The 15061-nt window shown below is 47.8% G+C and carries 10 protein-coding genes; 3 read left to right on the top strand and 7 right to left on the bottom strand.

The window, feature by feature from the left end; translation table 11 throughout:
- Positions 1-19: 19 nt before the first annotated feature.
- Positions 20-1168, top strand: a complete 1149-nt coding sequence (locus AC4PM4_RS01025; RefSeq protein WP_491613048.1) for a sensor histidine kinase — start codon at positions 20-22, stop codon at positions 1166-1168.
- Positions 1165-1764: a response regulator gene (locus tag AC4PM4_RS01020; RefSeq protein WP_465116239.1), complete on the top strand. Its 600-nt coding sequence runs from the start codon at positions 1165-1167 to the stop codon at positions 1762-1764. The genes AC4PM4_RS01025 and AC4PM4_RS01020 overlap by 4 nt, the downstream gene beginning before the upstream one ends.
- Positions 1765-1906: 142 nt before the next feature.
- On the opposite strand, the gene AC4PM4_RS01015 is transcribed toward AC4PM4_RS01020, so the two are convergent.
- From AC4PM4_RS01015 to AC4PM4_RS01005, 3 genes are all read right to left on the bottom strand, one after another.
- Complete coding sequence (locus AC4PM4_RS01015; RefSeq protein ID WP_274566586.1) at positions 1907-2821, bottom strand: hypothetical protein; 915 nt, start codon at positions 2819-2821, stop codon at positions 1907-1909.
- Positions 2822-2881: 60 nt separating this feature from the next.
- Positions 2882-3622 (bottom strand): polysaccharide deacetylase family protein, encoded by a 741-nt coding sequence (locus AC4PM4_RS01010; RefSeq protein WP_072732576.1) that lies wholly within the window; start codon positions 3620-3622, stop codon positions 2882-2884.
- A gap of 395 nt (positions 3623-4017) precedes the next feature.
- Entirely contained in the window at positions 4018-4521 is a 504-nt protein-coding gene (locus tag AC4PM4_RS01005) for a ferritin (RefSeq protein ID WP_076291009.1), read from the bottom strand.
- Between the two features lie 174 nt (positions 4522-4695).
- On the opposite strand from AC4PM4_RS01005, the gene AC4PM4_RS01000 reads away from it, so the two are divergent.
- On the top strand, positions 4696-5958 hold the full coding sequence (locus AC4PM4_RS01000; protein ID WP_491612481.1) for an amino acid permease: 1263 nt from the start codon (positions 4696-4698) through the stop codon (positions 5956-5958).
- A 55-nt stretch (positions 5959-6013) separates the two neighbouring features.
- Here the strand turns inward: AC4PM4_RS01000 and AC4PM4_RS00995 are convergent, their stop codons facing one another.
- The 4 genes from AC4PM4_RS00995 to AC4PM4_RS00980 form a co-directional block, all read right to left on the bottom strand.
- A complete protein-coding gene (locus AC4PM4_RS00995) occupies positions 6014-6136 on the bottom strand; it encodes a dihydroorotate dehydrogenase (protein ID WP_090805800.1) in 123 nt (40 codons plus the stop codon).
- 99 nt (positions 6137-6235) lie between these two features.
- Positions 6236-6493, bottom strand: a complete 258-nt coding sequence (locus AC4PM4_RS00990) for a YolD-like family protein (RefSeq protein WP_063563416.1) — start codon at positions 6491-6493, stop codon at positions 6236-6238.
- A gap of 162 nt (positions 6494-6655) precedes the next feature.
- Positions 6656-8350 (bottom strand): hypothetical protein, encoded by a 1695-nt coding sequence (locus AC4PM4_RS00985; RefSeq protein WP_491612480.1) that lies wholly within the window; start codon positions 8348-8350, stop codon positions 6656-6658.
- Positions 8347-15057, bottom strand: a complete 6711-nt coding sequence (locus AC4PM4_RS00980) for a DUF7507 domain-containing protein (RefSeq protein WP_400344360.1) — start codon at positions 15055-15057, stop codon at positions 8347-8349. Before AC4PM4_RS00980 ends, AC4PM4_RS00985 begins: the two co-directional genes overlap by 4 nt.
- Positions 15058-15061: the final 4 nt, after the last annotated feature.

Below are 15061 nucleotides of genomic sequence, written 5' to 3'. Positions count from 1 at the left end.
TCCGAGGAGGAGAATTTTCATTCAAAAGTGGATGCAGCTCTTTTATAAAAATACAGGTTTAAATCCATATGTATGGCTCGTCTTTTTCATCCTGCCCTTCTATTATATTTCACAATATTCCAAATTGTGGCCCATGGTGGCGGGCATTTTCATCATTCTGTTCTTCTTTGTTTGTTATCTGCTTGCCTTCATCACGAGGGGCTGGCAGGTGTATATGTGGATTGGGCTGCTGATCGCCATATCAATTACGATGACCATCGCTTATGATTATGCCTATTTCTCATTGTTTCTTGCTTTTTTTATTGGGAATATTAAAAATAAAGCCGGCTTTTTCACCCTCTATTCGGTGAACCTGGCAGCCAGTTTTCTAACCATTAATTATAGCTTCATCAAGCAGAGCACCCTACTGCTCAGTCAGTTTCCGTTTGTATTCATTAGTCTCATGGCATCCATTCTGCTTCCGATCAGTACGTATAACAAAAATAAGCGTGAACAGTTGGAAGGCCAGCTGGAGAATGCCAACAAACGGCTGGATGATCTGGTGAAAATGGAAGAACGGCAACGTATTGCACGCGATCTGCACGATACACTTGGACAAAAACTCTCTCTCATCGGTCTGAAAACCGATCTGGCGAAGCGTCTGCTTCGCATGAATCCTGATCAGGCCGAGATTGAACTGAACGATCTGAGACAGACGGCAAGTACGGCCCTGAAGGAAGTCCGGGAAATGGTAACAAACATGCGTGGCACACAGTTAGTGGATGAACTGTTCCGTGCCGAACAGATTTTGAAAGCCGCTTCCATTGAATTTGTACTGGAAGGCAATCCGAAGTTGCAGGATACGTCACAACTAAATGAAAATGTACTCGGCATGTGTCTGAAAGAAGCCGTTACAAATGTCGTAAAACACAGTCAGGCAGTGGTATGCACCATCCGTATCGAGGAAACACTGTCCGATAATATAGTAACGGTTCAGGATAACGGAGTTGGAATCGAACGTACCCGCAAGCAAGAACGGCGCGGTACCGGAATCTTGGGAATGAAAGAACGACTTGAATTTGTGAACGGTTGTCTGGATATTCGTTCCGGAGCAAACATGGAAGGTACAGGCATTGTCATCCATGTTCCCAAGCTGGTCCGCAAACCGATAAAGGAGGTTGAACAATGATCAGGATCGTAATCGCCGAAGACCAGCGTATGATGCTGGGGGCCTTGTCTTCCCTACTTAATCTGGAAGAGGATATGGAAGTGGTAGGACGCGCAAGCAATGGACAGGAGGCTCTTGCTCTCGTCAGGGAGCATACACCAGACATCTGTCTGATGGACATTGAAATGCCAGTCAAAAGTGGCCTGGAGGCCGCTGAGGAACTTAAGGGCATGAGCTGTAAAGTCATTATTTTGACAACCTTTGCCCGGACCGGATATTTTGAACGTGCTTTGAAAGGCGGTGTACGCGGTTATCTGTTAAAGGATAGCCCGATCGAGGAACTGGCCGAATCAATCCGTCAGGTCATGAATGGAAGACGTATTTTTGCACCTGACCTGGTGGACGAGGCTTATGTTCAGGAGAATCCACTGACCGAACGTGAAAATGCTGTTCTTGGCCTGATGGCAGACGGTAAAAATACAAAGGAAATAGCCGGACATTTATTTATTACAACCGGTACGGTGCGAAATTACATCTCTATTATCCTCAACAAGTTAAATGCAAGTAACCGCATTGAAGCCATCACTCGTTCCAAAGAAAAAGGGTGGTTTAAATGAAAGTACCGCTTTAACCCAATGAAACATAAATAAGCAAGGCACACCTTCCCATCGGTGTACCTTGCTTATACAAGGATAGGCTGGCCTGGAGTACTCACTCCGGTCCAGCCTATTTCCTTTTGGAACCTATTTTAGTTCCATACTATACTATTTTTACAGAAACAACCATGCCCAAAGCTTCCAGTGGCACCTGCTCGGTCTGGAGCTGATGAATCTGCTTGCCATCTTGCCAGGAGATCGTTACATTAACGCTTTTACCACCGCTTGGGTACTGCACGTTCACGAATCCTTTATCCTTTGGTGCAGGCAGTGTATGGGATTCCAAGTATTCCACCATTCTCTTCGCAATCCCCGGATTATTCATGTTATCTTGGGAGACGGATCGAATTTGAAGCGTCCATCTACCTTCTGTCCATGTCAGATACTGACTGCCCGCCGCGCCTTCAGCCACACCCTTGATGTCATGTCCCAGATCCACAGTCATGTCCTCAGGAATGTCTTTCAAATCTGTCTCAGGGAAAATATCCGTACTGTTCGGGTCTTTATACGTCTTCACTTCATAGGATGCCAGAACAGGTACCTTGCTGCCAGAGGCCGTCAACGAAGCATCGTTAACCGCAACAGACTGGTCAGTGGAATAAAAGTTAATGTGGAACGCATCTGAAGTATTCGATGTGATCGCCGCAGTCAGATGTTTTCCCTTTTCCAAGGGAAATGAAGTAGGTAACGAAGCGTTCTTCATCTTCAGCTGACTGCGAATGTCCTTAATGACATCGTTCGCACTTTTCTGGGTTTGATCGTTACTGCCCGTTTCCGAATTTGATGTCCCGCTTCCCGCAGAACCTTCCGTCCCCGTTGTTTCCGTTGTATCTGTTCCGCTATCTTTCGTTCCATTGGAGAAATCGGCTCCTCCACTGCCTGACTGAGCCTGTTCACCAGCCGCGGGGGACGTGTTGTCCACTGATGATGGTTTGGTATCCTGACCACCACACCCCGCAAGAGCAAGCAGCACTGCTGTTGTCACAGGAATCGTCATCCATAATTTAGGTTTGCTCATGTTGTTGTCCTCCTTGAAGCCGTTATTGGAATCAGCTTACATTGTTGTCTCGCCTGAATTTTAACGTTTGTCATTCCAGAAATTCACGGGCTGCACTTTCTTGGTCAGCACTTCAAACTGGTAGCCTTCTGCTTTCAGTGTTTTTAACACTTGCGGAAGTACTTTCAATGTCGCTTCCTGGTCATGCATCAGGACCACAGGGGTGGTTCCGCTCTTTTGAACATTATGGATCTGCTTCATCACGCTGTTGTAAACTTTCTGATGATCCTTCTTGTATTTCCAATCTTCGGAGTCGACATTCCAATCCCACAGATGGAATCCACCCTGACCTAGTAGAACATTGCGATATGCCGGTTTGAGATACGGTTTGCTGCCGTATGGAGTACGAACGAGACTGGTTTTGACACCTGCCACTTTATTCAAGCTTTCATTGGCCTGCTGCATTTCTTTCAAGCCGCTGTATGCGGATTTATAAAATTTACTGGGAACATGCGTTACGCCATGCAAGCCCAGTCCATGTCCATCTGCAACAATACGCTTGGTGGCCTTCTGAAACTTCTCCATCTGCGGTCCAAGCATGAAGAATGTCGCCTTGGCATTGTACTGATCCAGAATATCCAGTAATTGTCCCGTATGGGCGGTCGGCCCATCATCGAAAGTTAGATATATGATTTTGGAGCTCGCTTTATTTCCAGCATTCTTGGATGCGGATGATGTAGCTGAAGCCGACTGCGGCAATAGCAATGGAATGATCAATAGAATAGCAAGTGCGGTGATGAATGTTTTACGAATATGTAGCATAATAAAAGTCTCCCTTATGTCTTGTATTTCCCCGGGTGTCTATGTTTCTCTCAGTGCAGCCCTTGGCGATAATCCTAATACTATCAAAAAGAGTGCGTCCCATTCTCGCTTCAAATGCTACGTTCGAGTTACACTTTTGTCAGATTACCCAAAAAAATAAAACGAATTTGATAGATTTGCTCGAAAAAGAACATCCGTCGGGATAGATCAATGTTGACATATATTCTATTAACCCAAATTGTGGTTTCTGATAGATTCATTTCTGGAATTTATATGAAGAGAGCAAAGAAGCTTAAAATGGTATAACAAAAAAGCCTGCCCGAGAGCAGACTTTTCATATGTAGATCGATTTACTTGTCGTTCGGATCAATCCTGTTGCTTTGCTTAGTCCCCTCTTACTCCGCAGGAGCTGTGAATGAACGTTTACCAAATTCGGCGTCCAGCATGTAGAAAGCATTGCTATCTTTTTCGATACGGCGCAACTTCTGGATGATATTATCAAACAGAGCTTCCTCTTCGACTTGCTCATCGATGAACCACTTCAAGAAATACATCGTGGCATGTTCACGCTCATTCAGGGCAATGTCAGCCAGATTGTAGAATTTCTTCGTGTTTTGCTGCTCGTGTGCATATCCGTGTTCAAACACATCCAGCATTGAAGAATATTCATTCTTCGGCTCTGGCAATGCAGCAAGGGTTGCGCGTTGTCCGCGGTCATTCAGGAATTTGTATATTTTCATGGCGTGGAACCGCTCTTCCTCTGCTTGTACGATGAAGAAGTTGGCAAATCCGTCCAGGCTTTCGCCGGAACAGTATGCGGCCATCGCCTGATATACGTGAGCCGAATAAAATTCGAAGTTCATCTGTTCGTTCAAAGCTTCTGTCAACTCTTTACTCATTAGGGATACACCTCAATCTTTCTCTAGGGATAGTTTTATTTTATCATAACGTCCGCACGACCGATATCGAAATTTCTACAAAATTCGCCAATGACTGATTGCCTCTCTTCCTATATAATTACATAGTTCTCGCTCTAAAATCATTTCTTTCTGGAAGGCAGGCCATTTTATTTCATGAACACATCTTCTTCGCAGCTCAAAAAAACGATAGGTATGCCGCAAGCTGTTGCGCTTTATATAAGTGCAGTTCTCGGTTCAGGTGTCCTGATTGTACCCGGACTTGCTGCCGAACTGGCAGGACCAGCTTCACTTCTCGCCTGGGGAGGCATGGTGCTGCTGATTCTCCCACTCGCCCTATCCATGGGATTACTCTCAGCCCGATACCCGGACGCAGGCGGTGTATCCCATTTCGTCACCCTCGCTTTCGGACAACGGGCAGGAGCCGTGGTTGGCTGGTTCTTTCTAATGTCCGTTCCCATCGGTGCTCCCGTGGCTGCCCTTACAGGTGCAGGCTACATGACGGCTGCGCTGGGACTCGGGGAAGGATATAGAACAGCGATTGCCGCCCTCATGCTGGCGGCTGGACTGATCATTAACATCGTGGACATGCAGGTTGCCGGAAAGGTACAGATTGGCGTTGTGCTAGCGATTATTATCGTGCTAGTCATGGCATTTGTATTTGCTATTCCGAATATGCAATCCATACATTTCACACCATTTATGCCAAGTGGTTGGGTCAGCGTGGGTCAGGCTGGGGCCATTCTGTTCTGGTGTTTTATCGGTTGGGAAGCTGTATCTCACCTGTCTGAAGAATTTACTGATCCACGCAAGGCAGCTATCAAAGGCGTAACCATTGCTGCCATCATTGTAGGTGTGCTCTATTTCCTGACTGCACTGGCGACAGTCGGAACCCAAAGCTATCTTCATGGCGGAGCTGATGTCTCTCTCGTATGGATCATTAGTCAGGCTCTCGGTTCCTGGGGTGGATTACTTGCTGGGCTAACTGGCATATTCATTTGCACCGCTACGGTCATTGCGTATGCTGGTGCCGCATCCCGTGTCGCCTATGCACTGGCAAGACAAGGATCCGCCCCGCAATGGATGTCCCGCTTATCCAGTCGGTACCATACACCAATTGCTGCAATCGGCTTCCTGGCCATCTGCTTCACTCTCGTGTTAGGCATATACGGATCAGGTCTGGTGTCACTCACCACACTTATTCAGTTGCCTAATGCAACGTTCATTCTCACCTATCTTGGTGGATGCGCAGCCGGAATACGCTTACTCAAGGGAAGTCGTACTGGGGTAACCATCAGTTGGATTTCCTTTGTGGCGACAGCCATTGTGTTCCCTTTTGCCGGGTGGGCCGTTCTCTACCCTGTGGTGATCGTCGTTCTGTACGGACTACTCAGCCGCAAACGACAACACAATATATAAACAAAAAAAGCTCTGCCGCGATGGCAGAGCTTCCTTTATTCATCTGGAATAATAATTATACCAGGAATGCTTTGGAGATGATAACCAACAGGATAAACAAAACCAGAATGGCACCTACAGAAGTAAAACCTCCGTATCCGTAGCCTCCTCTTGCTTCTCCACCTAATACTTCGCTCATTGACCGTACCTCCTCTGCAACAGGTATGGGTTATCTTATGCAGGGAGAATGGATTTGACAGGGCGGATGCCCTGATTCAGATCCTGTTTATCATCTTTTTCAAAACCGTGGAGAATCAATGCGCATAATATCCAGGAACGGCACTTTGGCCGTAAATTCTTCCTCTGTATACTCCACATGCACTAGCCGGGTACGTGAGTCCAACTTCACAATCACCCCATGAACCTGATCTTCCTTGCCCCATACGGTCAGCAACACTTCCGAACGTTCTTGATACGCCTCAACCAGTTGGTTCCCCAGCTCTTCCAGTTCAAACTCATCCCGGGTAGGTCTTTTTGCAACTTTTGCTTTTGCCAATGTAGCGGCCTCCTCTATAGCTAATCCGACACCCGAATCCACGGGTTATTTGCCGAGGTCATATTTAATTAGTATACCATTCATTCACCTTCGTGTAATGTCATGACTCCATAAAGAAGCAAAAAATCCCTTACATTTACAGGAAAAAGCTAGTATCCCCCTTCATTCATCGCCATCTTCAACAATAATGGTGTATACATTCGAAATGGACAGTCCTGAATGCCTCTGACCGTTCCACTCGTAGGTATACATTGCAGTTACGGTACCCTGCTGGATTCCCAGTTGTTCAGCGGAGGATATTTGTGCAATGTAAGTGACCCATTTCTCCGCTCCAGGTTCCATCTCACCCAAATGTAAAAATCTTGGTGATGAATACTCTGAAATGATCGCTCGATCCCGTACTTCTGCTTCCCCAATCCATTTGGCACCTGGAGGGAGCACATCAGCCAACTGCACCCGCGCGGGCCAGGCCCCTGTGTTGGTCACATGTACATGAAAGGTTACATTTCCTCCCCTTTCGATCAAGTCTGGCTTCACTTCCACATGAACCGAGATGATAGGAAACTTCAACTGAATGACAGCCGTATTGGAGGAAATTATTCGTTGCACAGAACGCGAATCTGGCAAGCGAAATGTATAGATCAGGCGAGCCTGATTCATCAGTTCGAAGACTGCAGGTACACCCCGCTCCTGCTCTGTGAGATGCACTTCAAATTGGATATTAACCACGGAACGTGCAGTCAACGTTCCCAGATTGATGCCTTTGACTGGATTTGTTCCAAGCCGTTTCACACCGTTCCACCCCAGGCTCCCCTCAACATAGCGCATACCTGGCGGAAGAAAATCCGTCACGATAGCATCTACTGCAAAAGAACCTTCATTGTGTACCGTTATTTGGTATTGAACGGTATCCCCAGGAGTAGCGATGGGTGGATTCACACTTTTCGCAATCGAAATCCGAGGTTGAATGATTTTTAAAGTTGCTACGTTCGAGTATACATTCTCCAATGTGTCACCTGAAACGTACTCTAGTACTGCCTGAATTGTTAAATTCTCAGCTATGCTTCCTCCCGTGACCTGTACTCGAAATTGAATTGGAACAGATTCTTCGGGTAGTACCTCGCCTATCATAATCCCGGAGTCAGGCGTCGTCTCGGGAACAAAAATCTCATTCACAATGACACTTCCCGGAAGAAATTCAATCCCTTTGGGTAATGGGATCGTTACCCTGGCATCGTTTCCTATTATAAAACCCGGGTTACTCACCAAAAGGTTGTAAGTGACGATATCTCCGACAAAGGTTTGCACACGATCTGCATTCAAAACCAACGACAGACTTGACGAGACCAGATTTACTTCTACCACGTTGGATTGCTCTTCTCCCTCAACCATTCGTCCTTCCGGCGTCACAAATGTATAACGTATCTTCGCTTGATTCACCAGTTTCAAGTCCTGAGGAAGACCGACGATGATCACCTGAAAATGAATACGCAACGTCGCTCCAGGTACGATTTCCTGCGCAGGAATCCCTCTCTCCGGTGATACTCCTGGCAGCGGAGTTCCATCCATGAGTACACTATTGGGGAGAAGTGAAGTTTCTGACGAGAGCGAATCCAATACATGGACCATGGCAGCACAATTACCCGAATTCACAATTTCAATCAGATAGGTCAGTGTCTGCCCCAGAGCAGCCTCAGCAACGTTGCAAAACTTGTGAACCTCCAGCCTGGGGCCGATCCATGGTGTAACTACCGTATTAGAATAGGCCACCTGTTCCAGTTCAGTCGTACCCGAGCTGAATCGAACCAGTGACTGATTCTGTAGCGTGTGGGACAACGGACCGGAAGATTGGCTCATATCACCACAACCTCCACTCTGAATGTAACGGTAACTGAAGCACCGGCGGCAATTGAACCGAGTGTTATCCCTGTATTCGGATTCCCCGTAGGCCTTGCCACGCCATCCACCGTAACACTTCCCGCTACAAATACGGTGCCTGTTGGTACAGGGTCTACCATAACCACGCTATTGACTACCTCGATGCCACTATTGGTTACCACAACTGTATAGGTGATCACATCGCCGACAACAGCATCAACTGCACTTGTGCTTTTGATCACAACGACATTTGGTGCAGATACAGGAATCACCAGAACGTTGGAGGATACTGTACCCGTCAACTGACGTCCATCCGGCGGACTAAATGTATAATTGGCTACCGCCTGATTGACCAGCTGCTGATTCTGCGGCAATGAATCCACGGTAACTTCCAGAGTGACCGTTACATTAACGGACCCTCCTGGAGGTATCGTCCCAACAACAATCCCTGATTCCGGATTTGCACCTGGCTGTGGAACACCATCAATCAGGACGCTGTTGGGAAGCAGTACTGCTCCATTCGGAATGTTATCCGTAAGTGTCAAATTGGCTGCTAAATTCCCACTGTTGGAAATGGTAAAAGAATAGGTAATGATGTCTCCGATGGTGGCATTGGACGTACTCGCCGTTTTGGTTACAGCAATAATCGGCTGATAAATTGGTGTTACCACGGTATTTGAATAGGCCGCTCCCGAGAATACACCCGATGTGAAACTTACCGATGACTGACTACTCACTTGCGGTGGTGCAGGCAGCGTGTTGACCCGAACCGCATACGAAACGGATACAGATGCTCCAGGTGCCAAAGAACCAAGCGCTATACCCAGTGTCGGGTTAGCCGAGAGACGTGGAACGCCGTCAACCAGGACACTGCCCGTGACAAAAGTAACAGCCGAACTGATTGGATCGGTTAACACGACATTGTTGACAGGATCAATCCCATTATTGGTTACGACCATCTCATATACAATCGTATCACCCACTACAGCATCAATTACTGGTGTCGTCTTGACGACACTGACATTCGGAGCAGACACCTGAATATTGAGAGAATTGGACGAAAGGCTGCCTCCCAGTGTTCTTCCATCCGGCAGCGTGTAGGAATAGGTTGCTGAGGCCTGATTGGTTATGGCCTGGCTTAAAGGTAGGGTGATGATCACGACCGAGAACATGATTACAGTTGTTGTGGAGACTACACCCAGTGGAATCCCTGAAGCCGGATCGGCTCCTGGTGCTGAAGCTCCATTAATAATGACGCTATTTGGCACAAGTTCTGTTCCTGCCGGAATGGTATCCGTTAACGTGACAGATGCCCCAAAGTTCCCTGCATTGGTAATCGCGATGCTGTAAACGACCGTATCCCCTACCGTTGCTATAGCCTGGTCTCCCGTTTTGACTGCCGACAGAATCGGTTGGTATACCGGGGTAGTGACCGTATTAGAAAATGTGGTAGCTGAAAAAACACCTGATGTAAAGCTCACTGTAGACTGATTGTTTAATACTGCACTGGATGGGAGTGCTGTAACCTGCACACTAAACACAACGGTCACGGTAACTCCAGGCGCGATGGAACCAAGCGTTATTCCGGTTGAAGGATTGACACCCGGTCGAGGAACTCCATCAATAAACACGCTGTTTGCTGTAAGAACAGTACTTGCCGGCAATGCATCCGTAAAGACCACATTGCTGACAGTCGCTATTCCGTTATTAGTTACTGCAATGCTGTACGTCACGACATCACCCACAGATACAGACGTAGATGTCGTAGATTTCACCACATCGACATCGGGAGCCGACACTGAAATGGTAAGTATATTAGACAAAACAGAACCCGTGATGTTGCGTCCGTCAGGCAGCGTAAAGGAAAGAGCAACCGAAGCCTGATTCACCAGCTGTTGCGGGGTCGGCAAAGTATCAATAACTACGGAAAAGGTAACCGTTGTTGTTGCCCCAGCAGCAACAGTGCCTGCCGGAATGCCTGTTGCAGGATTGGCTGCAGGTAATGGCTGACCATTTACAATCACACTGTTCGGAACAAGTATGGTTCCTGTAGGAATATTGTCCGTTAGGTTAATCTGGGCACCATAGTTACCCTGATTGTTGACGGTAATCGTGTAACTGACGGTATCCCCAACGGTAGCATTTCGTGTACTCGCCGTTTTTTGTGCTGAAAGAATGGGCTGAAATACCGGTGTAACCACAGTATTGGAGAACGTTGTGCTTGAGAATGTCCCCGAGGTAAAACTCACTGTGGATCGATTGCTTAATTGTCCACTTGGTGGGATCGCATTGACATTGATACTGAAAGTCACAGTTGCAGACGTTCCGGGAGCGAGCGTACCTAGTGATATCCCCCCTGCCGGATTGGAAGCGGTCTGCACTACCCCATTTATAGTGACACTTCCTGCAACAAAAGAGGCCCCCGTAGGAATTGGATCCGAAAACTGAATATTATTTACCGGTGCTATTCCGCTGTTCGTTACCAAAATGGAGTAAGTAACAGTATCCCCTACGGCAGCCGCAGTAGAAACTGTACTTTTAACTACGGCAACGTTTGGCGACGAGACTGGAAACGTCAGTGTATTTGAGGTGGCTGTCCCTGTTAACGTTCGCCCGTCAGGAGGTGTGAAAGTAAAAGATGACGTCGCAAAATTGCTAAGTTGCTGCGGAGATGGAAGTGAATCCACAACAACGGCAAATGTAACAACAGCTGTCGCTCCCGCTGCCACAATGCCTACAGGAATACCCGTTCCTGGTGTTGCTCCAGGCTGTGGTACACCAGATACCACGAGGCTATTGGGTACAAAAGTTGTGACAGTAGGAATCGTATCTGTCACTGTAACGTTTGCCTCCAGATTGCCTGTGTTACTGACAGTTACTGTATATATAACCGTGTCGCCTACGGTCGCATTAACTGTATTTGCTGTTTTGATGAGTGAAATTTGCGGTTGTATGACCGGAGTCTGTGTTGTATTGGATGATGATGACCCCGAAAATGAACCGGATGTGAAGCTGACCGTCGACTGATTGTTAATCTGTGAAGGGATCGGCATAGTAATCGTCACCTCAAAAGTTACGGTAACCTCGGCTCCTGGAGCCAACGTACCGATTGGAATGCCGGCGGTCGGATTGGAGAGCGGGAATGAAGTCCCGTTCACAATGACGCTTCCGGGTACAAATGGGGTATTCGAAGGAAGAGGGTTGACATATACCACATTGTTAACGGCTACTGTTCCGTTGTTACGAATAACAGATGTGTATCGAATGACATCCCCGACCACGCCATACTCTACATTGTCACTGTTTACTATCGTTACATTGGGCAAGGATACGGGAATGTTAATGGTGTTCGATAACGAAGAACCGGCAACTGTTCTCCCACTTGGAAGAGTGTAGGCAAATGATGCAACTGCTTGGTTAGTCAACTGCCTTGAATCAGGCAAACTTGTGACCATGGCAACAAAAGTGACCGTTACGTTCGAGCCTGCAGCGATCGGCCCCAAATTAATTCCTGTTACCGGGCTAACACCTGGTGTTGGTACGCCATTAATAATGACACTATTCGTACTGAATACAGCTCCAGCAGGAATCGGATCCGTCAAGGTAACCGTTGCGGCAATATTGCCTGAATTGTTGACCTGAATGGAGTAATTAAAGGAATCCCCTACTGTCAAATTCGAGGTGCTAGCTGTTTTAGCTACTTGGATGACTGGTTGATATATGGGTGTATTCACCGTGACAGACGAAGAAACGCCATTAAAACTGCCTGACGTAAATGCTGCACTTGCCCGGTTGCTGACTGAACCTGTGGACGGAACGGATGTCACTCTTGTTTGATAGGTCACCGTAACGCTACTTGAACTGTTCAATGCACCGACAGCAATGCCCGAAAGCGGACTTGCATTCCTTGAAGCAGCTGAATTAATAGTGACACTGCCGGAGACGAATTCCGAACCGGTTGGCGTATCCGAGATCACCAGATTTTGTACCGCACTGCTCCCAGCATTTGTTGCAACAACCGTATAGGTAAGTACATCCCCTACGGTAGCGTCCGGCGTACTTACTGTTTTGCTAATCAATATATTGGGGCTTGATGCAGGTATACGAACGACATTGGACAAACTGCTTCCTGAAAGATTTCGTCCACTCGGAAGCTGGTACGTGTAACTAGCGGCCCCCTGATTCTCTAGTGTTGGCGGTGATGGGAGTGTAGTGAGTGAAGTTCGGAACACAATCGTTGATGTTGCTCCTGGCAGCAGACCCCCCAACGTTATTCCGGTTAATGGATTGGCCCCAGGACGCGCAGTACCATTCACGGTTACCGAATCCGGGTTAAATGTCAGGCCTGATGGTATCGTATCGGTTACATTTACTTGAGTCGCTATGGTTCCGTTGTTCGTTACCACAAGTGTGTATGAAATCTGATCCCCTAGTGTCGCATTGGTTTCGCTCGCCAACTTGTTAATGCCGATTGCCGCCTGGTATACAGGGGTTGTAATGGAATTGGAGTTGGAAATCCCCGTGAACGAACCCGAGCTATAAGACACTACGGCACGGTTAACTAACGAACTTGAAACAGGCAGGGACTGCACATTAACCTGAAACGTCACCGACGCGGAACTTCCTGCTGCCAACGTTCCTAGCGAAATTCCACTGCTCGGATTGGCTGATGGTACGACAGTTCCTCTGACGATCACACTGCCCGCTACAAATGTGGTTCCAACAGGGATAGCATCCGTGAGCACCACATTGTTAATCACTTGGATACCACTGTTGGTAGTAACGATGGTGTACGTAAACGTCTCCCCAACTGCAACATCCGTGACCGATGCCGATTTTACCGTGGTTACATTGGGCAATGTAACGGGAATCGTCAAGGTGTTCGAAGCTACTGTGCCGTTAATAGTCCGACCATCAGGAGAGTTAAAGGAATAGGTGGCCGTGGCTTGATCCACAAGGGTTGGAGGCGTAGGCAAGCTTGTTACGAGTACCTGGAAGGTTACGGTATTTGTACTTCCTGCCGCGAGGCTCCCCAGATTAACGCCAGTCGCAGGATTAGCACCAGCAATCACATTTCCATTTAGTCGGAAGCTGCCCGCTACGTACGAGCTGCCGCTCGGGATGTTATCCGTTAATGTAACGTTGGCAGAAACATTCCCCCCATTGTTCACCTGAAGCGTATACGTGACCTGGTCACCTACTGTGGCGTTGGTTGTGCTCGCCGACTTCACAATGGACAGGTTTGGTGAATAGACAGGAAGTGTAGAGTTATTGGACGGAATGACTCCCGTAATCACTGAGCCCCCTGCCACACTTTGGAACGTAAAGGCGGCATTCGCTGAATTCACCAATTGCAGTATGCTTGCATCCTGGCCAATGAGCGCACGATAGGTTACAACGATACTGTTGGATAGATTTAATGAACCAAGTGGAATGCCGGCGGTCACATCGAGTGTTGGGCGGGACACACCAGCGACCGTTACACTCCCTGGAATGAAGGTGAGCCCTACAGGCAATGAATCGGATAGAACAACGCTGGCCGCACTGGCTGTACCTGCATTGCTGACAGTAACGGTATAAAGAATGCTATCCCCCGCTACCGCACCAGAGGCAACGGATGCTTTGGCCACTGTAATTTTGGGTGCATTGATATCAACCTGAATCGCATTGGCATTGACAATGTATGCATCCCCGGAGGTCGTTAACGTCAACACCGCAGAAGACTGGTTATTGATTAGTCTCGATGACACATCCACATTAGTAATATCCCAGCCTTGACGTCCGCCGATAATATTGGTGCCCGGAGCCCCGTTCGTCTGGTTCCGCGTTCCGAAAGTCCCTGTTGTATTAAGGGTTCCTGTATCGCCGTTGATTTGAGAAGCAAAAAAGTTTGCAGCCAGATTGTTTGGTCCGGACAAGGCAACCGAAGTTGCCGAGGTTGGCCCGAATAATGCCTGATCCCCGGTCCGGTTCGCGTCCCCTTCCTGTGCACTGAACAGGGCTCTGCCTCCCAATGCACCCGAAAGCGGAGTAGCAAATCCAGTCAGTGTGGTAACAACTGGCGCCGATGTAGACTGGACGAGTACTCCACCTGCACGTAAGGACATGTTGCGAAAGGGCAGGCTGGGGTTCTGATAAATGACTCCAAGTGTCCAGCCTGCATGATTGGCTGTAGCATCATTAGTGATGACAATCGTTCCTACAACTGCTCCGGTGGTATATGTACCCGCTCCCCCATTTTGTACAAGCGAAGTAACATTGGCTGAACGCACATAGCCGGCAGCGCCGTTCCCCAGATCAAATTGATTATAAGTAGCTGGATCAGGAGTAACACTGGATGTACCTGCTGGTGTAGTAAACGTAACCGGATTATTGATTGCAGCACTCAGATTGACTGTCCCATTGATGTAACTTCCACCCCAGATCAATTCTGCATACAAGACAGTGCTGCCAGCAGGAAGAACGAGTATTGCCGCTGAACTGTTGCTCTGATACAGGCTCGTGGTTCCTAGCGGATAGGTTCCGTACTGGACGGAAGCGTTGGTTGTCGTAAAAGCTCCAATACTGTCCTGTGTTCCGGGTACTCCGGCTGTGTCCGAACGACTCAGTCCAAGCGTGTTACCTGTAAATGTAATTGCTCCCGTAGCATTAACGGTTGAACGAACGACAAGAGGAATTGATCTCACCTCC

The organism is Paenibacillus sp. MDV22-iso6, from assembly GCF_058408365.1.
The sequence above is the reverse complement of the archived record's forward strand: the minus strand, read 5'-3'. Positions and strand labels throughout refer to the sequence as shown.